Origin of the sequence: Streptomyces sp. NBC_01276 (assembly GCF_041435355.1) — a bacterium.
In the GTDB taxonomy this organism is placed as follows: Bacteria; Actinomycetota; Actinomycetes; order Streptomycetales; family Streptomycetaceae; genus Streptomyces.
The window spans coordinates 6256741-6282737 of the sequence record NZ_CP108442.1; the positions used below are offsets into that span (position 1 = coordinate 6256741).

The window sequence follows — 25997 nt, forward strand, 5'->3', positions numbered from 1 at the left end:
CCACCCCCGTAGAAAATGGCCGTCTCCCGTGCGGTCGTGCGAAGGATCTCCGTCCCGTGAATCTCGTGACACTCCTCCCGTTCATCGTGCTCATCGGGGCGATGTTCCTGATGACCCGCTCCGCCAAGAAGAAGCAGCAGGCGGCCGCGCAGATGCGCAACGACATGTCGCCCGGCACCGGCGTCCGCACCATCGGCGGCATGTACGCCACGGTGAAGGAGATCGGTGACGACACGGTCACTCTTGAGGTGGCCCCCGGCGTCCACGCCATCTACGCGAAGAACGCCATCGGCGCCGTGCTGGAGGACGAGGAGTACAACCGCATCGTCCACGGCACCACCGAGGACCTGAGCCTCGACACGCCGGTCGTCCCGGACGACGCCTCCTCGCTGACCGAGGCCGACGCCCCGAAGACGGACCTGTCGAAGGACGGCGACGCGGACGAGGCCCCCAAGCTCGACCTGGGCAAGGGCGACGAGTCCAAGGGCGACGAGCCGAAGGACGGCAAGTCCGACGGCGAGGCCGGCACCAAGTAGCGTCCGGCCGGTACCGCGGTGGCGCCCGACCGGCGGCGCCGCGGTACCCGCAGTGAACTTCTGCGGGGGGCAGGGGTCCCCACCACACATTTCGTGGCCGTCCGCGCGCTGACCCGGCGCGGGACGGTTGGACAGGGAGAAACGACAAGGTGGCAGCACCGAAGAAGGGCCGGCGGCCCACGGGGGCTCAGGGGAGGCCGGGGCGCGCCCTGGCCATCATCCTGATCGCGATGGTGGCGCTCACCGCGGGGATGTTCCTCACGAAGCAGACGACCCCCCGCCTGGGCATCGACCTCGCGGGCGGTACGAGCATCACGCTCAAGGCCAAGAGCGAGCCCGGCAAGCCGGACGCGGTCAACGAGACCAACATGAACACGGCGGTCGGCATCATCGAGCGCCGCGTCAACGGTCTCGGCGTCTCGGAGGCCGAGGTCCAGACGCAGGGCCGCGACCACATCATCGTGAACATCCCCAAGGGGACCAACGAGCAGCAGGCGCGCGAGCAGGTCGGTACCACCGCCCAGCTCTACTTCCGCCCCGTGCTCGCTTTCGCCGACGGCGCCCCCGTCGCCCCGGAGACCAAGCCGAGCGGGTCCCCGACCCCCTCCGCGAGCGGATCCGGCGCCCCGAAGGCCGAAGGCAGCGGCAAGCCCTCCGCCCCGGCCACCCCGTCGTCCAGCGCCACTTCCCAGGGCCGTGTGCTCAGCGAGGGCCTCAAGGCCCCGGGCACCCCCTCTCCCTCGCCCTCGGCGGGCGAGTCGAAGAAGGCAGACGACAAGGCCACGACCCCGCCCGCGACCCCTGCCCCGAGCGCCCCGCCCGTGGACCCCGCCGTCGCCGACCTGCAGGCGAAGTTCGCCGCGCTGGACTGCACCAAGGAGGACCAGCGCGCCGCCGCCGGCAAGGGCGCCAAGCCCGAGGACCCGATGCTCGCCTGTGGCAAGCGCGGCAACCTCTGGGGCAAGTGGGTCCTCGGTCCGGCCCAGCTCAACGGCCAGGACGTGAAGGACGCCAAGGGCGTCATCGACCAGCAGCGTGGCCAGTGGATCGTCACGATGCAGTTCACCGACAAGGGCGCCGACAAGTTCGCCAAGATCACCGGTGAGCTGGCCACCAAGCAGGCCCCGCAGAACCAGTTCGCGATCGTGCTCGACGGCGAGGTCATCTCCGACCCGTCCGTCAGCCAGGCCCTGACCGGCGGCAACGCCGAGATCTCGGGTGGCTTCACCCAGCAGTCCGCGCAGGACCTCGGCAACATGCTGTCGTACGGCGCCCTGCCGCTGTCCTTCCAGGAGGACAGCGTCACCACGGTCACCGCCGCCCTCGGCGGGGAGCAGCTGAAGGCCGGCCTGATCGCCGGTGCCATCGGCCTCGCCCTCGTGGTGATCTACCTGCTGATCTACTACCGCGGCCTGGCCTTCATCGCCGTCGTCAGCCTCATGGTCTCCGCCGTCCTCACCTACACGATCATGGCGCTGCTGGGCAAGGGCATCGGCTTCGCCCTGAACCTGCCGGCCGTCTGCGGCGCGATCGTGGCCATCGGCATCACGGCGGACTCGTTCATCGTCTACTTCGAACGCATCCGGGACGAGATCCGCGAGGGCCGCACCCTGCGTCCGGCCGTCGAGCGCGCCTGGCCCCGTGCCCGGCGCACCATCCTGGTCTCCGACTTCGTGTCCTTCCTCGCCGCCGCGGTGCTCTTCATCGTCACCGTCGGCAAGGTCCAGGGCTTCGCCTTCACGCTGGGTCTGACCACCCTGCTCGACGTGGTCGTGGTGTTCCTCTTCACCAAGCCGATCATGACGCTGGTCGCGCGCACGAAGTTCTTCTCCAGCGGTCACCCGTGGTCCGGGCTGGACCCCAAGCGCCTGGGCGCCAAGCCGCCGCTGCGCCGGTCCCGCCGCACGGGCCCCGTCCCCGCCCCCGTCGACGCAAAGGAGGCGTGAGAGATGTCGAAGCTGGGAGATCTCGGCGCCAAGCTGTACCGCGGTGAGGTCGGCTACGACTTCGTCGGCAAGCGCTTCGTCTGGTACGGCGTTTCCATCCTGATCACCATCACGGCGATCGTGGCCCTGGCCGTTCAGGGCCTCAACATGGGCATCGAGTTCAAGGGCGGTGCCGTCTTCACCACCCCGAAGACGGCCGTCTCGGTCGCCAGGGCGACGGCGGACGCGGAGAAGGCCTCCGGCCACGACGCGACCGTCCAGCAGCTCGGCACCGGCGGTCTGCGCATCCAGATCTCCGGTCTGGACACGGATTCCGCCGCCTCCGTGAAGAAGCAGCTCGCCACCGACCTCAAGGTGACCGAGAACCAGATCAACGCCGACCTGGTCGGCCCGAGCTGGGGCGAGCAGATCGCCAACAAGGCCTGGACGGGCCTGGCGATCTTCATGGTCCTCGTGGTGATCTACCTCGCCATCGCCTTCGAGTGGCGGATGGCGGTCGCGGCGCTGATCGCACTGATCCACGACCTCACCATCACCGTCGGCGTCTACGCGCTGGTCGGCTTCGAGGTCACCCCGGGCACCGTGATCGGTCTGCTCACGATCCTGGGTTACTCCCTCTACGACACCGTCGTCGTCTTCGACGGTCTCAAGGAGGGCTCGAAGGACATCACGAAGCAGACCCGCTACACCTTCAGCGAGATCGCCAACCGCAGCATCAACGGCACGCTGGTCCGCTCGATCAACACCACCGTCGTGGCGCTGCTCCCGGTCGGCGCCCTGCTGTTCATCGGCGGCGGCTTCCTGGGCGCCGGCATGCTCAACGACATCTCCCTGTCGCTGTTCGTCGGCCTCGCGGCCGGCGCGTACTCCTCGATCTTCATCGCGACCCCGCTGGTCGTGGACCTGAAGGAGCGCGAGCCGGCGATGAAGGCGCTGAAGAAGCGGGTGCTCGCCAAGCGGGCGGCCGCCGTGGCGAAGGGCGAGAGCCCCGAGGGCGACGAGGCGCACGGTTCGGAGGACGCCCCGCAGGTCGTCTCCCAGGGTGGCCAGGGGAGGCGTCGCCGGTGACCGCCGCCGCCTGTTCCCCCGAGGTCCGCGAGCTGCTGCTCAGCCGGATCAAGGACGTCCAGGACTACCCGAAGCCGGGCGTGGTGTTCAAGGACATCACCCCGCTGCTCGCCGACCCGCACGCCTTCGCGGCGCTGACGGACGCGCTGGTGGAGCTGGCCGGCCGGTACGGCGCGACGAAGATCGTCGGGCTGGAGGCGCGGGGCTTCATCCTCGCCGCTCCGGTCGCCGTCCGGGCGGGCATCGGGTTCATCCCCGTGCGCAAGGCCGGCAAGCTGCCGGGCGCCACGCTCGCGCAGTCCTACGAGCTGGAGTACGGCACCGCGGAGATCGAGGTCCACGCGGAGGACCTGTCGGCGGGTGACAAGGTCATGGTCATCGACGACGTCCTGGCCACCGGCGGCACCGCCGAGGCCTCGCTGGACCTGATCCGGCGGGCCGGGGCCGAGGTCGCCGGAGTGGCCGTCCTGATGGAGCTGTCGTTCCTGCCGGGGCGCGCCAAGCTCGTACCCGCGCTCGACGGGGCGCCGCTGGACGCGCTGATCCTGGTCTGAGTCCCTTCGTACGCCGAGCGGCGGGTGTCCGGTCCTCCCGGAGACCCGCCGCTTTCGCGTGCGGCGCCCCGGCGGCGGACCCCGGACCTCCGCCCGGCCGTCCGGTCGCCCGGCCGTCCGGCTGGAAAACGCCTCGGGGCCGCGTCTCGCGGGACGACCGCGGAGAACGGGCCGGCGGAACCCTCGCTACCATGGTTTATCCGGACCTGACCGGGGCCCCGGATCCTCCCCCAGACTCCGTCCGGGGGGACCCCCGTGAGGAGCGCTCTTGCCAGACGAGGTCCAGCCACTCTCCGCCGCGCAGCCCGACCCGCAGGCCGACCCGGCCGCGGCGGCCGCGGCCACGCCGCCGCCGGCCCCGCCGGTCAAGCCCGCCCCGGCCAAGCCGGCCGGGTCGTCCAACCGGGTGCGCGCCCGGCTGGCACGCCTGGGCGTGCAGCGCTCGAACCCGTACAACCCGGTACTGGAACCCCTGCTCCGCATAGTCCGCAGCAACGACCCGAAGATCGAGACGGCGACGCTGCGCCAGATCGAGCAGGCCTACCAGGTGGCCGAGCGGTGGCACCGCGGTCAGAAGCGCAAGAGCGGCGACCCGTACATCACCCACCCGCTCGCGGTGACCACCATCCTCGCCGAGCTCGGGATGGACCCCGCCACCCTGATGGCGGGTCTGCTGCACGACACCGTCGAGGACACCGAGTACGGCCTCGAACAGCTCCGCCGCGACTTCGGCGACGCCGTGGCCCTGCTCGTCGACGGGGTCACCAAGCTCGACCGGGTCAAGTTCGGCGAGGCGGCGCAGGCCGAGACCGTGCGCAAGATGGTCGTCGCCATGGCCAAGGACCCCCGGGTCCTGGTCATCAAGCTCGCCGACCGCCTGCACAACATGCGCACCATGCGCTACCTCAAGCGGGAGAAGCAGGAGAAGAAGGCCCGCGAGACGCTGGAGATCTACGCTCCGCTGGCGCACCGGCTGGGCATGAACACCATCAAGTGGGAGCTGGAGGACCTCGCCTTCGCGATCCTCTACCCCAAGATGTACGACGAGATCGTGCGCCTGGTGGCCGAGCGCGCCCCCAAGCGCGACGAATACCTCGCCGTCGTCACCGACGAGGTGATGGTCGACCTCAGAGCCGCCCGGATCAAGGCCACGGTCACCGGCCGCCCCAAGCACTACTACAGCGTCTACCAGAAGATGATCGTCCGCGGCCGTGACTTCGCGGAGATCTACGACCTGGTGGGCATCCGCGTCCTCGTGGACACCGTCCGGGACTGCTACGCGGCCCTCGGCACGGTGCACGCGCGCTGGAACCCGGTCCCCGGCCGGTTCAAGGACTACATCGCGATGCCCAAGTTCAACATGTACCAGTCGCTGCACACGACGGTCATCGGCCCCAGCGGCAAGCCCGTCGAGCTCCAGATCCGCACCTTCGACATGCACCGCCGCGCCGAGTACGGCATCGCCGCGCACTGGAAGTACAAGCAGCAGACCGTCGCCGGCGCCTCCAAGGTCCGCACCGACGTCCCGCAGGCCGCCAAGGGCAGCGCGGGCCAGGACACCGTCAACGACATGGCCTGGCTGCGGCAGTTGCTCGACTGGCAGAAGGAGACGGAGGACCCGGGCGAGTTCCTGGACTCGCTGCGCTTCGACCTCTCCCGCAACGAGGTCTTCGTCTTCACCCCCAAGGGCGACGTCATCGCGCTGCCCGCGGGCGCCACTTCGGTGGACTTCGCCTACGCGGTCCACACCGAGGTCGGCCACCGCACCATAGGGGCGCGGGTCAACGGGCGGCTGGTGCCGCTCGAATCGACCCTCGACAACGGCGACCTGGTCGAGGTCTTCACCTCCAAGGCCGAGGGTGCGGGCCCGTCCCGCGACTGGCTCGGCTTCGTCAAGTCCCCCCGTGCCCGCAACAAGATCCGCGCCTGGTTCTCCAAGGAGCGCCGCGACGAGGCCATCGAGCACGGCAAGGACGCCATCGCGCGGGCCATGCGCAAGCAGAACCTGCCGATCCAGCGGATCCTGACGGGCGACTCCCTCGTCACCCTCGCGCACGAGATGCGCTACCCCGACATCTCCTCGCTCTACGCGGCGATCGGCGAGGGCCACGTGGCCGCGCAGGGCGTCGTCCAGAAGCTGGTGCAGGCCCTCGGCGGCGAGGAGGCCGCCAACGAGGACATCGAGGAGAGCATCCCGCCGGCCCGCGGCCGGGCCAAGCGCCGCGGCAGCGCCGACCCGGGCGTGGTGGTCAAGGGCGTCGACGACGTCTGGGTCAAGCTCGCCCGCTGCTGCACCCCGGTGCCGGGCGACCCGATCATCGGCTTCGTGACGCGCGGCAGTGGCGTATCGGTTCACCGCGCCGACTGCGTGAACGTGGACTCCCTCTCCCAGCAGCCCGAGCGGATGCTGGAGGTCGAGTGGGCGCCCACCCAGTCCTCCGTCTTCCTCGTCGCCATCCAGGTGGAGGCGCTGGACCGGTCCCGGCTGCTGTCGGACGTCACCCGGGTCCTGTCGGACCAGCACGTGAACATCCTCTCGGCGGCCGTGCAGACCTCCCGGGACCGGGTGGCCACCTCCCGGTTCACCTTCGAGATGGGCGACCCGAAGCACCTGGGCCACGTCCTGAAGGCCGTACGGGGCGTCGAGGGCGTCTACGACGTCTACCGCGTCACCTCCGCCCGCAGGCCCTGAGGGGCGGCTGCCGGGCCCGCACATGACGGTGGGCGCCACCCCCTCGGGGTGGCGCCCACCGTCATGTGCGCGGCCGGCAGCGGGGCCGGATCAGGGGCAGCCCCACCAGACGAAGTTGAGGTTGCCCCCGAAGAGCGCCGACACCACGGTCGCGGAACCGATGATCCACATCACCGTGCTCCGGCGGGCCCTGGCCAGGGCCAGCGCGAAGGGGAAGAGCAGGGGGAAGGCGGGCATGATGAAGCGCATCTTCGAGAAGTAGAAGCCCGCTCCGCCCAGCGCCGTCAGCATGATCATCGCTGCGAAGATCCACACGACCATCGGGGGCCGGCGCCGGCGGGTCATCAGCACGAACAGCACCACGGCCACCACCACGGTCAGGCTGACCACCACGTGGTTGAGGGTGGTGTGCACCTCGGTGAAGGTCTTCTTCAGCTCGTTGAGCGTGTCGAAACCGCCGTCGTAGACCGAACCCCAGCGCCGCTGGAGCTCGAAGTAGCCGTCCCAGCGCCCGAAGTGCCAGCCGACGTACCCCACGTACCCGAACCACCCCAGCGGGGCGATCAGCGAGGCCGTGACGATCCGGCCCACCGGGGGCCGCTGCGCACGGCGCCCCCGGCGCCACTGGACGTACTCCCACACGCCCGCCAGCACCACGGCCGCGACGATGGCCGAACCGGAGGGCCGGGTCGCGCCGGCGAAGAAGGCCAGCACGCCCGCCGTCAGCCAGGACTTGGTCATCACCGCGTACATCGCCCACACCGACAGGGCGAGGAACAGCGGCTCGGTGTACGCCATCGACTGCACCATCGCGGCCGGCACGATCGCGAACAGGGCACAGGTGAACAGCGCGACCCGACGGCCGTAGATCTTGTCCGTGACGGCGAAGATGCCCCACGCCGCGATCACCGAGGCGAAGAGCGCCAGGCCCATCGCCACCCAGTTCATGGGCAGACCCGTGACGTACGAGGTCCAGCGGATCATCATCGGGTAGACGGGGAAGAACGCCATCTGGCAGCTCGGCCCCGCGAACGCACAGGGGGACGGCGTCGCCAGCGGGGTCGTCAGCCCGTTCTCGGCGATGTGCAGGTAGTAGATCGCGTCCCAGCGCCCGCCCAGGATCTCCAGCGGCTGCACACCCTTGCGCTCCGCCCACACCGCCATGACGGCGAGACCTGTGGCACGCAGTGCGATGTGGATCAGCAGCGCCTTCCGCGCACGCTGCAGGTTGGAGAGTACGCGCCGTCCGACGCCTCGGAGCCCGGTGTCCTTCTTGCTGGTGAGCGGCTCGGCAACGAGTAGTGAGTCTGGGACATCAGCGCGTATCTGGGTATGCGTCACATTCAATCCTGGTCGTCGCCCGGCAGAAGGCCGCCGAGGCGGCACCGTACAACGGTACACAGGTGTCAGGTGCTCCCAGCGCGCACCCTGTGTTGAAACCACGTAACGAATCGGACGCGCACACGGCGGACGGGCACCACCGGAGGAACCGGTGGTGCCCGTCCGAAGCGGTCCGGGGCCGTCAGCCGCCGAACTCCTCCAGGCCCTTCAGCGCCTGGTCCAGCAGGGCCTGCCGGCCCTCCAGTTCCCGCGCCAGCTTGTCCGCCTTCGCGTTGTTGCCCGCCGCGCGCGCGGCGTCGATCTGCTCACGCAGCTTGTCGACGGCCGCCTGGAGCTGCCCCGTCAGACCGGCCGCACGGGCCCGCGCCTCCGGGTTCGTACGCCGCCACTCGCCCTCCTCGGCCTCCTGGATGGCCCGCTCCACGGCGTGCATCCGGCCCTCGACCTTGGGACGGGCGTCCCGCGGCACGTGGCCGATGGCCTCCCAGCGCTCGTTGAGGGAACGGAACGCGGCACGCGCCGCCTTCAGGTCCGTCACCGGGACGAGCTTCTCCGCCTCGACGGTCAGCTCCTCCTTCAGCTTCAGGTTCTCGGTCTGCTCGGCGTCCCGCTCGGCGAAGACCTCGCCGCGCGCCGCGAAGAACACGTCCTGCGCACCGCGGAAACGGTTCCACAGGTCGTCCTCGGCCTCGCGCTGCGCCCGGCCCGCCGCCTTCCAGCTGTCCATCAGCTCGCGGTAGCGGGCGGCGGTCGGACCCCAGTCGGTCGACTTCGACAGCGACTCGGCCTCCGCGACCAGCCTCTCCTTGGCCTTGCGGGCGTCCTCGCGCTGCGCGTCCAGCGCGGCGAAGTGCGCCTTGCGGCGCTTGGAGAACGCGGAGCGGGCGTGCGAGAAGCGGTGCCACAGCTCGTCGTCCGACTTGCGGTCCAGCCGGGGCAGGCCCTTCCAGATGTCCACCAGGGCCCGCAGCCGCTCACCGGCGCTGCGCCACTGGTCGCTCTGCGCCAGCTCCTCGGCCTCGGCCACCAGCGCGTCCTTGGCCGTACGGGCCTCGTCCGCCTGCTTGGCCTTCTGGACCTTGCGCTCCTCGCGCCGCGAGTCCACCGTCGCCACCAGCTTGTCGAGCCGGACGCGCAGCGCCGCGAGGTCCCCCACGGCGTGGTGCTCGTCCACCTGGGTCCGCAGGTGCTCGATGGCCGTCTGGGCGTCCTTGGCGGACAGATCGGTGGTCCGCACCCGCCGTTCGAGGAGGCCGATCTCGACCACCAGGCCCTCGTACTTGCGCTCGAAGTAGGCCAGGGCCTCCTCAGGGGTGCCCGCCTGCCACGAGCCGACGACCTGCTCGCCCTCGGAAGTACGCACGTACACGGTGCCGGTCTCGTCGACTCGGCCCCACGGGTCGCTGCTCACAGCGCCTCCTCCACCTGATGCCCGCGAGGGGGTTCACCCCCCGGGCATCGTCCACAGTTTCCTGGGGCGGGCAGCGCCCGCCCTGCACAACGCCAACATAGGCGACCGCCGGGCCGGCTGTCCGCATCCCGCACGACGCAATATCGCCGTACGGGCGCCGGACCGGCCGGACCGGGCCGCGCCGCCCCGTCAGTCCTTGGTGACGGAGCCCTTCTGGATGACCACGGGGGTCTTCGGGGCGCCGTCCTGGCCGCCGTCGGCCGTCCCGGCCTTGGCCACGTCCTCCAGGACCTTCAGCCCGGCCGCGTCGATCTTGCCGAAGGGCGTGTAGCCCGGGGCCAGCGGACTGTCCTTGTACACGAGGAAGAACTGGCTGCCGCCGCTGCCCGGCTGCCCGGTGTTGGCCATCGCCACCGTGCCGGCCGGGTAGATCACCTGGCCCTGCTCGTTCGGCTTGCCCAGGGAGTCCAGGTTCTCGTCCGGGATGGTGTAGCCGGGGCCGCCCATGCCGGTGCCCTCCGGGTCGCCGCACTGCAGGACGTAGATCCCGCCGGTGGTCAGCCGATGGCACTTGGTCTTGTCGAAGAAACCCTTGTCGGCGAGCGACTTGAACGAGTTGACGGTCTGCGGGGTCTTCGCCGCGTCCATCTCGAACTTGATCTGTCCCGCGCTGGTCTGCAGGTCGAAGGTGTACTTCGCCTTGTCGTCGATCGCCATCGCCGGGGACGGCGACTTCTTCGGCGTCGGGGCCGACGGGGACGCCGAGGGCTCGGCCGCCGCGTCCTTCGTGTCCTTGCTGTCGAAGACACCCCCCACGACCAGCCCGACCAGCGTGGCGACCACCACGGCCGCGGCCGCGCCGATCACCGCCCAGCGCTGCCGGGACTTGCGGCGGGCCTCCGCCCGGCGCTTCTGCTGGCGCTCGTACTTCTCCCTGGCGAGCTGTCGCCGACGCTGATCGCTCGTGACCACCGGGTCGTCTCCTTGTACGTATCTGGTACCGCTGTCCGGGCTCGGTTAGGCCGTACCGTATATGGGTTCGCTGTGTAATGAGGGGCGCCGGTAGGCTCTGAGCAGCAGATTCCGAACCACTGCCTCCCACCGGACGATGAATGAGGGACGAACGTGCTGATTGCCGGATTCCCCGCCGGGGCCTGGGGGACCAACTGCTACCTGGTCGCCCCCGCCGCCGGTGAGGAGTGCGTCATCATCGACCCGGGCCACCAGGCCACCCAGGGTGTCGAGGAGACGCTGAGGAAGCACCGGCTCAAGCCCGTCGCGGTCGTCCTCACCCACGGCCACATCGACCACGTGGCCTCCGTGGTCCCGGTGTGCGGAGCACACGACGTACCGGCCTGGATCCACCCCGAGGACCGCTACATGATGAGCGACCCGGAGAAGGCCCTCGGCCGCTCCATCGGGATGCCGCTCATGGGGGAGCTGACCGTCGGCGAGCCGGACGACGTCCGCGAGCTGAGCGACGGCAGCACCCTGAAGCTGGCCGGGATGGAGTTCTCGGTGGCGCACGCGCCCGGTCATACCAAGGGGTCGGTGACCTTCCGGATGCCCGAGGCGGCCGACGTCCCGTCGGTCTTCTTCTCGGGCGACCTGCTGTTCGCCGGCTCCATCGGACGCACCGACCTGCCCGGCGGCTCCCACGCCGAGATGCTCCAGTCGCTGGCCCGCGTGTGCCTGCCGCTGGACGACTCGACGGTGGTGCTGTCCGGCCACGGTTCCCAGACCACCATCGGCCGCGAGCGCGCGACCAACCCGTACCTGCGGGAAGTCGCCGCCGGCCTGGGGGACGGCACCGCCGCCCCACGACGAGGAATGTGACAAGAGTTTCGTGGCTACTTTCCAGGCCCCCAAGGGCACGTACGACCTGATCCCGCCGGTTTCCGTGAAGTACCTCGCGGTGCGCGAGGCCATCGCGGCTCCGCTGCGGAACTCCGGCTACGGCTACATCGAGACGCCCGGCTTCGAGGACGTCGGCCTCTTCGCCCGCGGCGTCGGCGAGTCCACCGACATCGTCTCCAAGGAGATGTACGCCTTCGAGACCAAGGGCGGGGACCAGCTGGCCCTGCGTCCCGAGGGCACGGCCTCGGTGCTGCGCGCGGCGCTGGAGGCGAGCCTGCACAAGAAGGGCAACCTGCCGGTCAAGCTCTGGTACTCGGGCTCGTACTACCGCTACGAGAAGCCGCAGAAGGGCCGCTACCGCCACTTCTCGCAGGTCGGCGCCGAGGCGATCGGCGCCGAGGACCCGGCGCTGGACGCCGAGCTGATCATCCTCGCCGACCAGGCGTACCGCTCGCTGGGGCTGCGCAACTTCCGGATCCTGCTGAACTCGCTCGGCGACAAGGAGTGCCGCCCGGTGTACCGGGAGGCGCTCCAGGCCTTCCTGGGCGGCCTCGACCTCGACGCCGAGACCGTCCGCCGGGCCGAGCTCAACCCGCTGCGCGTCCTCGACGACAAGCGGGCCGACGTACAGAAGCAGCTGGTCGGCGCCCCGGTGCTGCGCGACTACCTGTGCGACGCCTGCAAGGCGTACCACGAGGAGGTCCGGGCGCTGATCACGGCCGCCGGGGTCGCCTTCGAGGACGACGAGAAGCTCGTGCGCGGCCTCGACTACTACACCCGCACCACCTTCGAGTTCGTCCACGACGGCCTGGGCTCGCAGTCCGCGGTCGGCGGCGGCGGCCGCTACGACGGCCTGTCCGAGATGATCGGCGGCCCGGCGCTGCCGTCGGTCGGCTGGGCGCTCGGCGTGGACCGCACCGTCCTGGCCCTGGAGGCCGAGGGCGTCGAGCTGGACATCCCGGCCGCCACCTCCGTCTTCGCGGTGGCCCTGGGCGCGGCGAAGCCGGTGCTGTTCGGTCTGGTGACCGAGCTGCGGCGGGCCGGTGTGGCGGCGGACATCAGCTACGGGGGCAAGGGCCTCAAGGGCGCGATGAAGGACGCGAACCGCAGCGGTGCGCGGTTCGCGCTGGTCGCCGGGGACCGCGACCTCGAAGAGGGCGTGGTCCAGGTGAAGGACATGGAGTCGGGGGAGCAGGCTCCGGTCGCGCTCGCCGACGTGGTCGGGACGCTGCGGGCGAAGCTCGCCTGACGGGTGCCGCCCGGTGGGGCGGGGCGGGGGAGCCGTGGCCCTCCCGCCCCGCCCTTCGCCGTCCGCTCCTACAGCAGGCCGTGGCGCATGGCCGTGGTGACGGCCGCCGTGCGGTCCGTGACCTCCAGCTTGCCGAAGACGCGCAGCAGGTGCGTCTTGACCGTGGACTCCGCCACGAACAGGCGGCGCCCGATCTCGGCGTTCGTCGCCCCCTCCGCGACCAGGCGCAGGACGGCCACCTCCCGGTCGGAGAGGCGCGGCCGCTCCGGGCGGCTGCGCAGGCGGTCCAGCAGGCGGCCCGCCACCGAGGGGGCCAGGACCGTATCGCCGCGGACGGCCGCCCGGACGGCCCCGGCCAGTTCCGTCCGCTCCATGTCCTTCAGCAGGTAGCCCGCGGCCCCCGCCTCCACGGCCCGCAGGATGTCCCGGTCGTCCTCGTACGTCGTCAGGACCACCACCCGTACCGGCAGCCCGGCCGCGCTGATCCGTGCGATGGACTCGACGCCGTCGCCGCCCGGCATCCGCAGGTCCATCAGGATCAGCTCCAGGTCCGGGAGCAGCCGTGCGGCCAGTGCCTCCGCCTGGGGGCCGTTCGAGGCCTCCGCGACGACCTCCAGGTCCGGTTCCGCGCTGAGCATGCCGCGCAGGCCCTCCCGTACCACCGGGTGGTCGTCGGCCAGCAGGATGCGGATCATCTCGTACGGCTCCTCAGCGGATCGGGAGGGTCACGGTGACGGTGGTCCCGGCGTGGACCGCGCTGTCGATCGCCGCCGCGCCGCCGACCTCCGCCGCACGGGCGCGCAGGCCCGGAAGTCCGTGGCCCGGGGCGGGGTCCGCCGGGTCGAAGCCCCGCCCGGTGTCCTCGACCGTGACCGTCAGCGCGGTGTCGCCGTAGGCCAGGGACACCGAGCAGCGTGCCCCGGGACCGGCGTGCTTCGCGGCGTTCGCCAGGGATTCCTGGCAGGACCGCAGGGCCACCACCTCCAGTGCCGCGGCCAGCGGCCGGACCGCCCCGGTCACCGACACGGCCGCGGGCGGGTCCTGCCGGGCCGCGAGGCGGCGTACCGCGTCCGGCAGGGAGCCCGCGTCCAGGTCGGCGGGGGCGCCGCCCGAGACCAGTGCCCGGGCCTCGGCCAGGTTCTGCCGGGCGGTGGCGGCCATCAGCTCCAGGTGCCGGTGGGCCTGCTCCGGGTCCGTCTCCAGCTCCGACTGCACGGCCTGGACCAGCATCAGCAGACTGGTGAAGCCCTGGGCGAGGGTGTCGTGGATCTCGCGGGACATGCGTTCCCTTTCGGCATGGGCGCCCTGCGCGGCGGACAGCCGGGCCACCTCCTCCCGGCTGGCGTCGAGTTCGGTGATCAGCGAGGCCCGGTCCTGGCTCTGCTCGATGATCCGGATGATCCAGGCGCCGAAGAAGGCGGAGAAGGCGAAGGTGACGAGGGAGCCGACGGCGTTCACGAAGACGATGTGGCCCGCCGGACGCCACAGCAGCGCCCACCCGGCCACCGGGAGCAGCGACACCACCGCCATCGCGCCGATCGCCCGGCGCAGCGGCAGCAGCATGAAGCAGTGCGGGGCGAGCGCGAAGGTGATCAGCCGGGTCTCGCCGACCAGGCAGGCCGCGGGCAGGAACAGGGCCAGCATCACGCCCAGGTAGCGCAGCGCCGGCGCCGGGCCGGCGCCCGGATCCTTCAGCAGGAGCGGCCGCCCGGCCCACGCGTACCAGGGGATCAGCAGCGCGAGCAGGCCGGCGGCAGGGAGCCGGTACGACAGCGGAGGGAAGTCCGCGCCCAGCACGAAGGCGACGGTCGCGGCCCACACGACGCCGAAGTAGAGGTCCCACGGCCCGAACGCGCGGTCCCAGACGTGGGTCTCGCGCGCTCCGGCCGTCCCGGTGAAGCCGTTCAGCCGTCGCGCCCGTTCTTCCACCTGAAAGTCAGCAGACACAGGACCAGACCTCCGACGACCCAGGCCCCCAGGACCAGGGCGACCTTTCCGTACTCCCAGCCGCCCGCCTGCTCCAGGACGGCCGCGGACTCCGGCAGGAACACCCCGCGCAGACCCTGGCACATCCACTTGAGCGGGAACAGCGCACCGATGTTCAGCAGCCAGTCGGGGATCGCGTTGACCGGGATGAACACGCCCGAGACGAACTGCAGGATCAGGAACGGCAGGACCACGACCGAGCTGGCGCTCTTGCCGGACTTGGGCAGGCTGCTGATGGCGATGCCGAGCAGGGCGCAGCCGGTCAGGCCCAGGACGAAGATCCAGCCGAAGGTGAGCCACTTGACGCCCGAGGCCGGCAGGTCCAGGTCGAACAGGGTGGAGCCGACGAGCAGCAGGACGGCGGTCTCCGCGAGTCCGGTGACCAGCACCATCCAGACCTTGCCGAGGAAGTACGCGGCCGGGGGCATCGGGGTCCCGCGGAGCCGGCGCAGCACCTTCTCGTCACGTTCGACGGCGATCGAGATGCCGAGCGACTGGAAGCTGGTGGACATGATGCCCGCGGCGACCATGCCGGCCGCGTAGAGCTGGGAGGCGGTGACCCCGGTGTTCTCCACGCTGTCGCTGAAGATCGAGGCGAAGAGGGCGAGGAAGACGACGGGGAAGGCGAAGGTGAAGATCATCGCGTCGCGCTGGCGGACGAACTGCCTGATCTCCAGGGCCCCGCGGCCCAGTCCCAGGGCCCAGGCGCCCGGCAGCGCCCGCGCGGCCGCGGCGGTCCCGCCGGCCGTGCCGGTCGTGGCGGTCGTGGTCATCGTGCGTCCTCCGGCGTCGGCGCGGTCGTGGGTACGAGCTGTCCCGTGAGGCGCAGGTACACGTCCTCCAGGGTGGGCCGGCCGATCTTCAGTCCCGGGATCTCGCCCTCGAAGCGGGACATCAGCTCGGCGACCGTACGGGTGGGGGTCTCGGTGGCGGTGCTGCGCGGGGTGCCGTCGGCCTCGGTCCACTCGACCGTGGCCCCGGTGCCGAACCGGGCCCGCAGTCCGGCCGGTTCGCCCTCGGCGACGACCTTGCCGCTCGCGATGACCGCGAGGCGGTCGGCCAGGGCCTCGGCCTCCTCCAGGTAGTGCGTGGTGAGCACGATGGTGGTGCCCTCGGCGGCGAGCAGCCGGATCAGGTCCCAGAACCTGCGGCGGGCCGCCGGGTCGAAGCCGGTGGTCGGCTCGTCGAGGAGCAGCAGCTCGGGGCCGCCGATCACACCGAGCGCCACGTCGAGCCGCCGCCGCTGGCCGCCCGAGAGCCCCTTCACGCGCTGGTCGCGCTTCTGCTCAAGGCCGACCAGGGAGATGACCTCGGCCGGGTCGCGCGGCGCCGGATAGTAGCGGGCGAAGTGCTCGACCGTCTCCCGTACCGTCAGCTCGGCGGGCGCCGACTCGTCCTGCCAGACGATCCCGACGCGCGAGCGCCAGGCCCGTCCGGCGGTGGCCGGGTCCGCGCCGAGCACGCTGACCTCTCCGCCGTCCCGTTGGCGGTGGCCCTGCAGGATCTCCACCGTCGTGCTCTTGCCGGCGCCGTTGGGCCCGAGGAGTCCGAAGACCTCGCCCTGCCGGATCGTCAGATCGAGTCCGTCCACCGCGGCGACCGCGCCGTACCGCTTGCGAAGCCCCCGCACCCGCACCGCGTTCTGTGTCATGTCTCGAATGGTGTGGCGGAATGTGCCCTACCGGACCCCCCCCGTGCGTACGTCCTTATGTCCATCGAACGGTGGACACCGGGATCCTTGCGGCACAATGGCCGGTGCTTGTTGACCTTGCAGATGTGGAGCGGGCGGGTATGACGACGACTACGGCGGCCGGGGCGGATACCGCTCCGCGGACCTACGGCGGGAGCCGGGCGCTCGCCCTGCTGCTGGTGATCACCGGGGCCGCGGGGCTGCTCGCGGCGTGGGTGATCACCATCGACAAGTTCAAGCTGCTGGAGGACCCGAACTTCACACCGGGCTGCAGCCTGAACCCCATCGTCTCCTGCGGCAACATCATGAAGAGCGACCAGGCGTCGGCCTTCGGCTTCCCGAACCCCATGCTGGGGCTGGTCGCCTACGGGATCGTGATCTGCGTCGGCATGAGCATCCTGGCCGGGGCCCGGTTCCGCGGCTGGTACTGGCTCACCCTGAACGCCGGCACCCTCTTCGGCGTCGGGTTCTGCGCCTGGCTGATGTACCAGTCGCTGTACAACATCAACTCCCTGTGCCTGTGGTGCTGCCTGGCCTGGGTCGCCACCATCGTCATGTTCTGGTACGTGACCTCGCACAACGTGCGCGAGGGCCTGCTGCCCGCCCCCGCCTGGCTGCGGAGCTTCTTCGACGAGTTCACCTGGGTGCTGCCGGTCCTGCACGTCGGGATCATCGGGATGCTGATCCTGACCCGCTGGTGGGACTTCTGGACCTCCTGAGCCGCCGGACCGCCCTGTCGGTGGCCTCGCATAGGCTTCCCGTGTGGAACCAGACCTCTTCACCGCAGCCGCCGAGGACCGCCAGGAGAAGGACCCCTCGGCCTCGCCGCTCGCCGTCCGGATGCGCCCGCGCAACCTGGACGAGGTGGTCGGCCAGCAGCACCTGCTGAAGCCGGGCTCGCCGCTGCGGCGGCTGGTGGGGGAGGGGGCCGGCGGACCGGCCGGGGCCTCGTCGGTGATCCTCTGGGGACCCCCGGGCATCGGCAAGACCACCCTCGCCTACGTGGTCAGCCAGGCGACGCAGAAGCGGTTCGTCGAGCTCTCGGCGATCACGGCGGGCGTCAAGGAGGTCCGCGCCGTCATCGAGGGCGCCAAGCGGGCCGCCGGCGGGTACGGCAAGGAGACGGTCCTCTTCCTCGACGAGATCCACCGCTTCAGCAAGGCGCAGCAGGACTCGCTGCTCCCGGCGGTGGAGAACCGCTGGGTCACCCTGATCGCGGCGACCACCGAGAACCCGTACTTCTCGATCATCTCCCCGCTGCTGTCGCGTTCCCTGCTGCTCACGCTGGAACCGCTGACGGACGAGGACCTCACGGCGCTCATGCGGCGCGCGCTCACCGAGGAGCGGGGCCTGGGCGGTGCGGTCACCCTGCCCGCCGACACCGAGGCGCACCTGCTGCGGATCGCCGGGGGCGACGCGCGCCGGGCGCTGACCGCGCTGGAGGCCGGGGCCGGCTCGGCCATCGCCAAGGGCGAAGAGGAGATCAGCCTCCGGACGCTGGAGGAGACCGTCGACCGGGCGGCCGTCAAGTACGACCGGGACGGCGACCAGCACTACGACGTGGCGAGCGCGCTGATCAAGTCGATCCGGGGCTCGGACGTGGACGCCGCCCTGCACTACCTGGCCCGGATGATCGAGGCGGGGGAGGACCCCCGGTTCATCGCGCGGCGCCTGATGATCTCGGCGAGCGAGGACATCGGCCTCGCCGACCCGACGGCCCTTCCGCTGGCGGTGGCCGCCGCCCAGGCGGTGGCGATGATCGGCTTCCCCGAGGCCGCGCTGACCCTCTCCCACGCCACCATCGCCCTGGCCCTGGCCCCGAAGTCGAACACCGCGACGACGGCGATCGGCGCCGCGCTGGCCGACGTACGGGCCGGCCTCGCCGGGACCGTGCCGGCCCACCTGCGGGACGGGCACTACAAGGGCGCGGCGAAGCTGGGGCACGCGGTGGGCTACGTCTACCCGCACGACGTGCCGGGCGCGATCGCCGCGCAGCAGTACGCGCCGGACGAGATCCACGGCAAGCGGTACTACGAGCCGACCCGGTACGGGGCGGAAGCGCGCTACGCGGACGTGGTGGAGAAGGTACGGGAGCGGCTGCGCGGCGGATCCTGACCGCCCGGCTCCGCCCATCGCCGACGGCGCCGCGGCCTGCCCTCAGTGAGCGGCGGCCGCGAAGAGGTGGTGCACCGCCCGGCGCAGGCCGCAGACGTCCGCCACCGGCTCCGGGAAGTCGAAGCGGGCGTCGAAGGAGGAGCGGGCGGCCCCGTCGCCCACGTCCGTGAAGCGCACCCGCAGGCCGAGGCGGTCCAGGGCCAGCGGGACGGCCTTCAGGCCGGCCGTCGCCCGGGGGCCCAGCAGCCCGCAGAGGTCGGCCACCCGGTCGGCGTGCGCGGCGTGCAGGTGCTGGAGCAGCTCGGCCTCGTGGGCGGTCATCGGGTCGGGCCGGGCGGCGGCGAGCTCCTCCGGGTCCACGCGCTCGGCACCCCAGAGGTCGTCCACCGAGATCTCGCCGACCTCCAGGCGGAGCATCATCCAGGCGGGGCGGGTGGAGCGGGCGTCCCCGGGCGGGTCCGGGAAGTCGGACAGGCCCAGCAGCTCGCCCACCGGCTGCCGTTCGGCGAGCAGCGCGGCGCAGGCCGCCCGCTCGTCCCCGCGGACAGGCGTCAGCCACCCGGCGAGCCGGGCGCGGCCGCGTATACGATGGGGCACGGACACCGGCGCCACATCCGTGATCTCGATCACGGCGGTGAGGTCGTCGTCCTGGGCGTGAGCGGCGGCCCTGGCAGCCGCGGATTCCCCGGAAACAAGGAGAATCACGTCCCCGTCCGGGGTGACGGTCCGTGCGACCGGCGCCCCTTTCCCGAACTCGTCGTGCCCGTGCGTGTCACGAGCACCCGGCAGGGTGAGGGATACTGAGGCGTTGGACTCTACGAGGGTTCGTACGCGTTCGGCTCCGGTGAGCTGCCGAACGCCTTCCCTGGGACGCGGCTGACCTTGCTTATCGTCGGCGCAAGCGGATTCTGTTTCGTCTGAATCCGAACTGCGCTGCGCACTGGGCAGGGGGATCCCATGTGGTCGAGACATTACGTCCTCCTCGATAAGGTAAGCCTCACCTAACTTACATGGAGGTAGGTTCCCCGTGAACCAGAAGCGACCCAAGGTCAAGAAGTCGCGTGCCCTCGGCATCGCCCTGACGCCGAAGGCTGTCAAGTACTTCGAGGCCCGCCCCTACCCGCCGGGCGAGCACGGCCGTGGCCGCAAGCAGAACTCGGACTACAAGGTCCGTCTGCTGGAGAAGCAGCGTCTGCGCGCGCAGTACGACATCTCCGAGCGCCAGATGGCCCGCGCGTACGACCGCGCCAAGAAGGCCGAGGGCAAGACGGGCGAGGCGCTGGTCGTCGAGCTCGAGCGTCGCCTCGACGCCCTGGTGCTGCGTTCGGGCATCGCCCGCACGATCTACCAGTCCCGCCAGATGGTCGTTCACGGCCACATCGAGGTCAACGGCGCCAAGGTCGACAAGCCGTCGTTCCGTGTCCGTCCGGACGACGTCATCACCGTGCGCGAGCGCAGCCGCGAGAAGGTTCCGTTCCAGGTTGCCCGTGAGGGTGGCTACGCAGGCGAGGGCGAGACCCCGCGCTACCTGCAGGTCAACCTGAAGGCCCTGGCCTTCCGCCTGGACCGCGACCCGAACCGCAAGGAAATCCCGGTCATCTGCGACGAGCAGCTCGTCGTCGAGTACTACGCCCGCTGATCCAGCGGCCGTAGCCTCACAGGCTGGTCAGCCCGTCGGTTCCCCCTTGGGGGAGCCGGCGGGCTTCCTGTTTTCCGGGAGGCCGCCGGGACGGCCCGGTGCGCGGTGCTCCGCCGTGCCGACCGGGCCGGCCGCACCCAGGGCCTCCCCGCCGCGGAGCCCCGGCGGCAGCGGCGCGGCCGGCAGCGGCTCCGGTGCCCGCAGCGCCCGCTCGACGAGCTCGTCCAGGGACAGGCTCCGGCCGTGCCGCGCGCACGCCGCGTACCGCTCCGCGCCCAGCAGCTCGCCCGCGCGCTCCCGGCACATCAGCCGCGGGGCGTTGAAGTACCCCGAGCCGAACAGCCGCAGGCCGACCCCGTCCCACATCGGCTCCGCCGCGCCCTGGAGCAACGCCGCCTCGGCAGCGTGGCCCTCGACCGCCGTGACCAGGGCCAGCAGCTCCACCGCCAGCACCAGGCCGACCAGGTCGCGGAAGGTGTGGTTGACGCCCACGCACTCGGTCAGCAGCCGCCGCGCCCCGGCCGTGTCCCCCGCGTCCAGGGCCGCGTACGCGAGCACGTAGAGGGCGTACGCCTTCGTCCAGCGCTCCCCGCGCTCCCCGCAGATGTCCCGGACCTCCTCGCACAGGGCGACCGCCCCCGCCATGTCCCCCTGGAAGGCCAGCGCCATCGCCAGCTCCACCTGGCACATCAGCACGTTGCTGTTCAGCTCGCCCGTCTCCCGGTACCGCTCCAGGGCCTCGCCCAGCAGTTCCCCGGCGCGGGCCATGTCGTCCGAGACCAGGGCCAGGCAGCCCATCCGGTGCACCGCGTAGGCCGCCGCCACCCGGTTGCCGGACCGCTCGGCGCCCTCCCGGCACGCGTGCAGCGCGCCCATGGAGGGCACCGCGTCCCCCTGGAGCGCGGCGACGTAGCCCAGGACCCACAGCGCCTTGAGCCGCGAGCCCTCGTACTCCTCGTCCGCCGGGCCGGCCTCCAGGGAGCGGTCCAGCCAGTGCCGGCCCTCGGTGAGCCGCCCGCAGCCCGCCCAGTAGAACCACAGGGTGCCCGCCAGGTACCGGCCCAGGTGCCGCTCCTCCGGCTCGTCCAGGCAGCACTCCAGTGCGAGCCGCAGGTTCGCCAGCTCGGCCTCCACCAGCGCGGCCACCTCCTGCTGGCGCGGGCTGAACCAGTCCAGCTCGCACCAGGTGGCCAGCCCCAGGTACCAGTCCCGGTGCCGCCGGCGCAGCCGCCCGGCGTCCCCGAGCGACTCCAGCCAGCCCGCCCCGTAGAGACGTACGGTCTCCAGCATCCGGTAGCGCACCCCGGCCGGCGTCTCCTCCCGGGCGAGCAGGGACTGGGCCAGCAGCTCCCCGATCAGGTCGAGCACGTCGTCCACCGGCAGGTCGGGGCCCCCGCACACGTACTCGACGGCGTCCAGGTCGAACCGCCCGGCGAACACCGACAGCCGGGCCCACAGCAGCCGCTCCGCCGGGGTGCACAGCTCGTGGCTCCAGCCGATCGCCGTCCGCAGCGCCCGGTGCCGGGGCAGTGCCCCGCGCGTCCCGCCGGTCAGCAGCGCGAAGCGGTCCTCCAGCCGGGCCAGCACCTGCTCCGGGGAGAGCGCCCGCAGCCGGCCGGCCGCCAGCTCCAGGGCCAGCGGGATCCCGTCGAGCCGGGCGCACAGCTCCGTCAGCGCCGGCCGGTCCGCCGCCGTCACCGTGAACCCCGGGTCCGCGGCCGTCGCCCGCGCGGTCAGCAGGGCCAGCGCCTGCGAGGGCTCCAGAGGGGCCAGCGGGAAGGCCGCCTCGCCGTCCACGCCGAGCGGGCGCCGGCCCGCCGCGAGCACCCGCAGGCCGGGGGAGCCGCGCAGCAGCTCCCGTACCAGCCCGGCCGTCTCCTCCACCAGCTGCTCGAAGCCGTCCAGGACCAGCAGCAGCCTGCGGCCGGCCAGGTGCCCCGCCAGTACGGACCGGGGCGGCCTGGTGGTGTGGTCGGTCAGCCCGAGCGCCTCGGCCAGCGTGAACTCCAGCAACGCGGGGTCGCGCACCGAGGACAGCTCGGCCAGCCACACCCCGTCGACGTGGCGTTCCCGCGCTCCCTCGGCGGCGGTCCGGGCCGCGGCGAGGGCCAGCCGGGACTTCCCCACCCCGCCGACCCCGGTCACCGTCACCAGCCGGCAGGACTCCAGCAGGCGCCCCACCCCGGCGAGCTCCTCACCCCGCCCGACGAAGGTGCTCAGCTCCGCGGGAAGATTGCCGGGCGTCCCCTGCCCCGGGGGTCTGTGTCGCATGGGACACGGAGGGTACTGCTCCGGCTGCGCTGCGTACAAGGCGGGGGCGGTGGGCCGGGAATTGCGGTACTGCGGCCGATCTCCGGCGCGATAGGGTCGGAGGACGACTTTTCTCCGTAGGTTTCGCAGATTCAGGGAGCGGTGCAACGTGTCCGGTGGAGAGGTGGCCGGGATCCTCGTGGCCGTCTTCTGGGCCATCCTGGTCTCCTTCCTCGCCGTGGTGCTGGTGAGGCTCGCCCAGGTGCTCAAGGCGACGACCAAGCTGGTCGCCGACGTGACCGAGCAGGCCGTTCCGCTGCTGGCGGACGCCTCGACCACCGTCCGCTCCGCGCGCACGCAGCTCGACCGCGTCGACGCCATCGCGAGCGACGTGCAGGAGGTCACCTCCAACGCCTCCGCCCTGTCCTCCACCGTGGCCTCCACCTTCGGAGGGCCGCTGGTCAAGGTCGCGGCCTTCGGCTACGGCGTCCGCAAGGCCCTGGGCAGGACGGAGGACGTGCCGCAGAAGACATCCCGGCGCACCCGGAGTGACGGCGGCAGCCGTACCGTGATCGTCGGCCGCACGGTGCCGTCGGCCCGGCGCCGGAAGCAGAAGGGCTGAGACCACCGATGTTCCGCCGAGCCTTCTGGTTCACCGCAGGCGCCGCCGCCGGCGTGTGGGCCACCACCAAGGTCAACCGGCAGCTGAAGAAGCTGACGCCGGAGAGCCTCGCGGCCCAGGCCGCCGACAAGGCCGTGGAGGCGGGTCACCGCCTCAAGGACTTCGCCCTCGACGTCAAGGCGGGAATGACGCAGCGCGAGGGCGAGCTGAACGACGTACTGGGCCTGACCCAGGACCCCGATCGCCCCGACAACGTCACCGCCCTCCCCGGGCCGCGGCGGCTGCGGGCCATCGCGCACGACCCGCACGACCAGACCACCCACCGTCCGAACCACTCGGCGGTTACGTACAACCGGAATGAGGACCACTGATGGAGTCGGCTGAAATCCGCCGCCGCTGGCTGAGCTTCTTCGAGGAGCGCGGTCACACCGTTGTCCCTTCGGCGTCGCTCATCGCGGACGACCCGACTCTGCTGCTGGTCAACGCCGGCATGGTCCCCTTCAAGCCGTACTTCCTCGGCGAGACCAAGCCCCCGGCCCCCCGCGCCACCAGCGTGCAGAAGTGCGTCCGCACCCCGGACATCGAAGAGGTGGGCAAGACCACCCGCCACGGCACGTTCTTCCAGATGTGCGGCAACTTCTCCTTCGGGGACTACTTCAAGGAAGGCGCCATCAAGTACGCCTGGGAGCTGCTCACCGGCTCCGTGGCGGACGGCGGCTACGGCCTGGAGCCGGAGAAGCTCTGGATCACCGTCTACCTCGACGACGACGAGGCCGAGACGATCTGGCGCGACGTCATCGGCGTCCCCGCCGAGCGCATCCAGCGCCTGGGCAAGAAGGACAACTTCTGGTCCATGGGCGTCCCCGGCCCCTGCGGCCCGTGCTCCGAGATCAACTACGACCGCGGCCCCGAGTTCGGCGTCGAGGGCGGCCCGGCCGTCAACGACGAGCGCTACGTGGAGATCTGGAACCTGGTCTTCATGCAGTACGAGCGCGGTGCGGGCGACGGGAAGGAAGACTTCCCGATCCTCGGCGACCTGCCCTCGAAGAACATCGACACCGGTCTCGGCCTCGAACGCCTCGCGATGATCCTGCAGGGCGTGCAGAACATGTACGAGACCGACACCCTGCGCGTGGTCATGGACAAGGCCACCGAGCTGACCGGCGTGCAGTACGGCGCCGCCCAGGGCACCGACGTCTCGATGCGCGTGGTCGCCGACCACATCCGCACCTCCGTCATGCTCATCGGCGACGGCGTCACCCCCGGCAACGAGGGCCGCGGCTACGTGCTGCGCCGCATCATGCGCCGCGCCATCCGCAACATGCGCCTCATGGGCGCCACCGGCCCGGTCGTCCAGGACCTCGTCGACGTGGTGATCGACACGATGGGGCAGCAGTACCCGGAGCTGGTCACCGACCGCAGGCGCATCGAGACCGTCGCGCTCGCCGAAGAGGCCGCCTTCCTCAAGGCCGTCAAGGGCGGCACGAACATCCTCGACACCGCCGTGAGCGAGACCAAGGCCTCCGGCGGCACGGTCCTCTCCGGCGACAAGGCGTTCCTGCTCCACGACACCTGGGGCTTCCCGATCGACCTCACCCTGGAGATGGCCGCCGAGCAGGGCCTCTCCGTGGACGAGCCCGGCTTCCGCCGCCTGATGCAGGAGCAGCGCGACCGGGCCAAGGCCGACGCCAAGGCCAAGAAGACCGGCCACGCGGACATGTCCGCCTACCGGGAGATCGCCGACGGCTCCGGCGCCACCGAGTTCACCGGCTACGCCACCACCCAGGGCGAGTCCACCGTCGTCGGCCTGCTGGTCAACGGCGTCTCCGCGCCCGCCGCCTCCGAGGGCGACGAGGTCGAGGTCGTCCTCGACCGCACCCCCTTCTACGCCGAGGGCGGCGGCCAGCTCGCCGACCAGGGCCGCATCAAGCTCGACTCCGGCGCCGTCATCGTCGTCCGCGACGTCCAGCAGCCGGTCCCGGGCGTCTCCGTGCACAAGGGATCCGTCCAGGTCGGCGAGGTGACGGTGGGCGCCTCCGCGTACGCCGCCATCGACATCAACCGCCGCCGGGCCATCGCCCGCGCCCACTCGGCCACGCACCTGACCCACCAGGCGCTGCGCGACGCCCTCGGCCCCACGGCCGCCCAGGCCGGTTCCGAGAACAGCCCCGGCCGCTTCCGCTTCGACTTCGGCTCCCCGAACGCCGTTCCCGGCACGGTCCTCACCGACGTCGAGCAGAAGATCAACGACGTGCTCTCCCGCGAGCTCGACGTCACCGCCGAGATCATGAGCATCGACGAGGCGAAGAAGCAGGGCGCCATCGCCGAGTTCGGCGAGAAGTACGGCGAGCGCGTGCGCGTCGTGACCATCGGCGACTTCTCCAAGGAGCTGTGCGGCGGCACGCACGTCGGCAACACCGCCCAGCTGGGCCTGGTGAAGCTGCTCGGCGAGTCCTCCATCGGCTCCGGCGTGCGCCGCGTCGAGGCCCTCGTCGGCGTGGACGCGTACAACTTCCTCGCCAAGGAGCACACGGTCGTCGCCCAGCTCCAGGAGCTGGTCAAGGGCCGCCCGGAGGAGCTGCCCGAGAAGATCGCCTCCATGCTCGGCAAGCTGAAGGACGCCGAGAAGGAGATCGAGAAGTTCCGCGCGGAGAAGGTCCTCCAGGCCGCCGCCGGTCTGGCCGCGGGCGCCCAGGACATCCGCGGCGTCGCCCTCGTCGTCGGCACCGTCCCGGACGGCACCGGCGCCGACGACCTGCGCAAGCTGGTCCTCGACGTCCGTGGCCGCATCCAGGGCGACCGCCCGGCCGTCGTGGCCCTCTTCACCACGGCGAACGACCGTCCGCTGACCGTCATCGCCACCAACGAGGCGGCCCGCGAGCGCGGGCTCAAGGCCGGTGACCTGGTCCGTACCGCCGCCAAGACCCTCGGTGGCGGCGGTGGCGGCAAGCCGGACGTGGCCCAGGGCGGCGGCCAGAACCCGGCCGCCATCCCCGAGGCCATCAGCGCCGTCGAGCGCCTCGTCGTCGAGACGGTCTGAC

Annotated in this window: 22 protein-coding genes; 13 read left to right on the forward strand and 9 right to left on the reverse strand. The window is 71.5% G+C overall.

What is annotated here, in order from left to right; translation table 11 throughout:
• Positions 1-56: 56 nt before the first annotated feature.
• The 5 genes from yajC to OG295_RS28220 all read left to right on the forward strand — a co-directional run bounded on the left by yajC (position 57) and on the right by OG295_RS28220 (position 6796).
• Positions 57-536 (forward strand): preprotein translocase subunit YajC, encoded by a 480-nt coding sequence (gene yajC, locus OG295_RS28200; RefSeq protein WP_371679422.1) that lies wholly within the window; start codon positions 57-59, stop codon positions 534-536.
• 149 nt (positions 537-685) lie between these two features.
• Positions 686-2482, forward strand: a complete 1797-nt coding sequence (gene secD, locus OG295_RS28205) for a protein translocase subunit SecD (RefSeq protein ID WP_371679423.1) — start codon at positions 686-688, stop codon at positions 2480-2482.
• A gap of 3 nt (positions 2483-2485) precedes the next feature.
• Positions 2486-3550, forward strand: coding sequence for a protein translocase subunit SecF (gene secF / locus OG295_RS28210; RefSeq protein ID WP_371679424.1), 1065 nt, complete (start codon positions 2486-2488; stop codon positions 3548-3550).
• A complete protein-coding gene (locus tag OG295_RS28215) occupies positions 3547-4104 on the forward strand; it encodes an adenine phosphoribosyltransferase (protein ID WP_371679425.1) in 558 nt (185 codons plus the stop codon). The genes secF and OG295_RS28215 overlap by 4 nt, the downstream gene beginning before the upstream one ends.
• 268 nt (positions 4105-4372) lie before the next feature.
• Positions 4373-6796, forward strand: a complete 2424-nt coding sequence (locus OG295_RS28220; RefSeq protein ID WP_266837959.1) for a bifunctional (p)ppGpp synthetase/guanosine-3',5'-bis(diphosphate) 3'-pyrophosphohydrolase — start codon at positions 4373-4375, stop codon at positions 6794-6796.
• Positions 6797-6886: 90 nt separating this feature from the next.
• Here the strand turns inward: OG295_RS28220 and OG295_RS28225 are convergent, their stop codons facing one another.
• The 3 genes from OG295_RS28225 to OG295_RS28235 all read right to left on the reverse strand — a co-directional run bounded on the left by OG295_RS28225 (position 6887) and on the right by OG295_RS28235 (position 10520).
• Entirely contained in the window at positions 6887-8137 is a 1251-nt protein-coding gene (locus OG295_RS28225; RefSeq protein ID WP_371679426.1) for a hypothetical protein, read from the reverse strand.
• A 181-nt stretch (positions 8138-8318) separates the two neighbouring features.
• On the reverse strand, positions 8319-9548 hold the full coding sequence (locus OG295_RS28230) for a DUF349 domain-containing protein (RefSeq protein ID WP_371679427.1): 1230 nt from the start codon (positions 9546-9548) through the stop codon (positions 8319-8321).
• 189 nt (positions 9549-9737) lie between these two features.
• On the reverse strand, positions 9738-10520 hold the full coding sequence (locus OG295_RS28235) for a peptidylprolyl isomerase (protein WP_371679428.1): 783 nt from the start codon (positions 10518-10520) through the stop codon (positions 9738-9740).
• A 153-nt stretch (positions 10521-10673) separates the two neighbouring features.
• Here OG295_RS28235 and OG295_RS28240 point away from each other — a divergent pair, with 153 nt between their 5' ends.
• Together OG295_RS28240 and hisS are read left to right on the forward strand one after the other, a co-directional pair.
• Positions 10674-11384: an MBL fold metallo-hydrolase gene (locus OG295_RS28240; RefSeq protein WP_266837951.1), complete on the forward strand. Its 711-nt coding sequence runs from the start codon at positions 10674-10676 to the stop codon at positions 11382-11384.
• A 10-nt stretch (positions 11385-11394) separates the two neighbouring features.
• Positions 11395-12654: a histidine--tRNA ligase gene (hisS, locus tag OG295_RS28245; protein ID WP_371679429.1), complete on the forward strand. Its 1260-nt coding sequence runs from the start codon at positions 11395-11397 to the stop codon at positions 12652-12654.
• 68 nt (positions 12655-12722) lie between these two features.
• On the opposite strand, the gene OG295_RS28250 is transcribed toward hisS, so the two are convergent.
• From OG295_RS28250 to OG295_RS28265, 4 genes are read right to left on the reverse strand one after another with little or no spacing between them, the layout of a single operon-like run.
• Positions 12723-13349 (reverse strand): response regulator, encoded by a 627-nt coding sequence (locus OG295_RS28250; RefSeq protein ID WP_371679430.1) that lies wholly within the window; start codon positions 13347-13349, stop codon positions 12723-12725.
• 13 nt (positions 13350-13362) lie between these two features.
• Positions 13363-14601 carry a sensor histidine kinase gene (locus OG295_RS28255; protein ID WP_371679432.1) on the reverse strand — a complete coding sequence of 413 codons (1239 nt, stop codon included), beginning with the start codon at positions 14599-14601 and terminating at the stop codon, positions 13363-13365.
• Positions 14559-15413 (reverse strand): ABC transporter permease, encoded by an 855-nt coding sequence (locus OG295_RS28260; RefSeq protein ID WP_371679433.1) that lies wholly within the window; start codon positions 15411-15413, stop codon positions 14559-14561. The genes OG295_RS28255 and OG295_RS28260 overlap by 43 nt, the downstream gene beginning before the upstream one ends.
• Positions 15410-16291: an ABC transporter ATP-binding protein gene (locus tag OG295_RS28265; protein WP_371679434.1), complete on the reverse strand. Its 882-nt coding sequence runs from the start codon at positions 16289-16291 to the stop codon at positions 15410-15412. The genes OG295_RS28260 and OG295_RS28265 overlap by 4 nt, the downstream gene beginning before the upstream one ends.
• 140 nt (positions 16292-16431) lie before the next feature.
• On the opposite strand from OG295_RS28265, the gene OG295_RS28270 reads away from it, so the two are divergent.
• A complete protein-coding gene (locus OG295_RS28270; protein ID WP_356221283.1) occupies positions 16432-17049 on the forward strand; it encodes a vitamin K epoxide reductase family protein in 618 nt (205 codons plus the stop codon).
• Positions 17050-17092: 43 nt separating this feature from the next.
• Positions 17093-18445, forward strand: coding sequence for a replication-associated recombination protein A (locus OG295_RS28275; RefSeq protein ID WP_371679435.1), 1353 nt, complete (start codon positions 17093-17095; stop codon positions 18443-18445).
• A 42-nt stretch (positions 18446-18487) separates the two neighbouring features.
• On the opposite strand, the gene OG295_RS28280 is transcribed toward OG295_RS28275, so the two are convergent.
• On the reverse strand, positions 18488-19417 hold the full coding sequence (locus OG295_RS28280; protein WP_371679436.1) for a DUF2470 domain-containing protein: 930 nt from the start codon (positions 19415-19417) through the stop codon (positions 18488-18490).
• A gap of 55 nt (positions 19418-19472) precedes the next feature.
• Here OG295_RS28280 and rpsD point away from each other — a divergent pair, with 55 nt between their 5' ends.
• A complete protein-coding gene (gene rpsD, locus OG295_RS28285) occupies positions 19473-20084 on the forward strand; it encodes a 30S ribosomal protein S4 (protein WP_266837932.1) in 612 nt (203 codons plus the stop codon).
• Between the two features lie 27 nt (positions 20085-20111).
• Here rpsD and OG295_RS28290 read toward each other — a convergent pair whose 3' ends face one another.
• The gene (locus OG295_RS28290) at positions 20112-22355 is read right to left on the reverse strand and encodes a regulator (RefSeq protein ID WP_371679437.1); all 2244 of its coding nucleotides are present in this window, start codon (positions 22353-22355) and stop codon (positions 20112-20114) included.
• Positions 22356-22503: 148 nt separating this feature from the next.
• Here OG295_RS28290 and OG295_RS28295 point away from each other — a divergent pair, with 148 nt between their 5' ends.
• From OG295_RS28295 to alaS, 3 genes are read left to right on the forward strand one after another with little or no spacing between them, the layout of a single operon-like run.
• Complete coding sequence (locus tag OG295_RS28295; RefSeq protein ID WP_371679438.1) at positions 22504-22956, forward strand: DUF948 domain-containing protein; 453 nt, start codon at positions 22504-22506, stop codon at positions 22954-22956.
• Between the two features lie 8 nt (positions 22957-22964).
• Entirely contained in the window at positions 22965-23327 is a 363-nt protein-coding gene (locus tag OG295_RS28300) for a DUF6167 family protein (protein WP_266837927.1), read from the forward strand.
• Positions 23327-25996: an alanine--tRNA ligase gene (gene alaS, locus OG295_RS28305; RefSeq protein ID WP_371679439.1), complete on the forward strand. Its 2670-nt coding sequence runs from the start codon at positions 23327-23329 to the stop codon at positions 25994-25996. The genes OG295_RS28300 and alaS overlap by 1 nt, the downstream gene beginning before the upstream one ends.
• The last annotated feature ends 1 nt before the right edge of the window (position 25997 follow it).

Bases quoted from the DNA above. Each gene is read 5' to 3' on its own strand.
- OG295_RS28290 (WP_371679437.1), bottom strand. From the start codon at position 22,355: ATGCGACACAGACCCCCGGGGCAGGGGACGCCCGGCAATCTTCCCGCG.
- OG295_RS28250 (WP_371679430.1), bottom strand. From the start codon at position 13,349: ATGATCCGCATCCTGCTGGCCGACGACCACCCGGTGGTACGGGAGGGC.
- OG295_RS28300 (WP_266837927.1), top strand. From the start codon at position 22,965: ATGTTCCGCCGAGCCTTCTGGTTCACCGCAGGCGCCGCCGCCGGCGTG.
- OG295_RS28265 (WP_371679434.1), bottom strand. From the start codon at position 16,291: ATGACACAGAACGCGGTGCGGGTGCGGGGGCTTCGCAAGCGGTACGGC.
- OG295_RS28260 (WP_371679433.1), bottom strand. From the start codon at position 15,413: ATGACCACGACCGCCACGACCGGCACGGCCGGCGGGACCGCCGCGGCC.
- OG295_RS28270 (WP_356221283.1), top strand. From the start codon at position 16,432: ATGACGACGACTACGGCGGCCGGGGCGGATACCGCTCCGCGGACCTAC.
- OG295_RS28280 (WP_371679436.1), bottom strand. From the start codon at position 19,417: ATGTCTCGACCACATGGGATCCCCCTGCCCAGTGCGCAGCGCAGTTCG.
- alaS (WP_371679439.1), top strand. From the start codon at position 23,327: ATGGAGTCGGCTGAAATCCGCCGCCGCTGGCTGAGCTTCTTCGAGGAG.
- secF (WP_371679424.1), top strand. From the start codon at position 2,486: ATGTCGAAGCTGGGAGATCTCGGCGCCAAGCTGTACCGCGGTGAGGTC.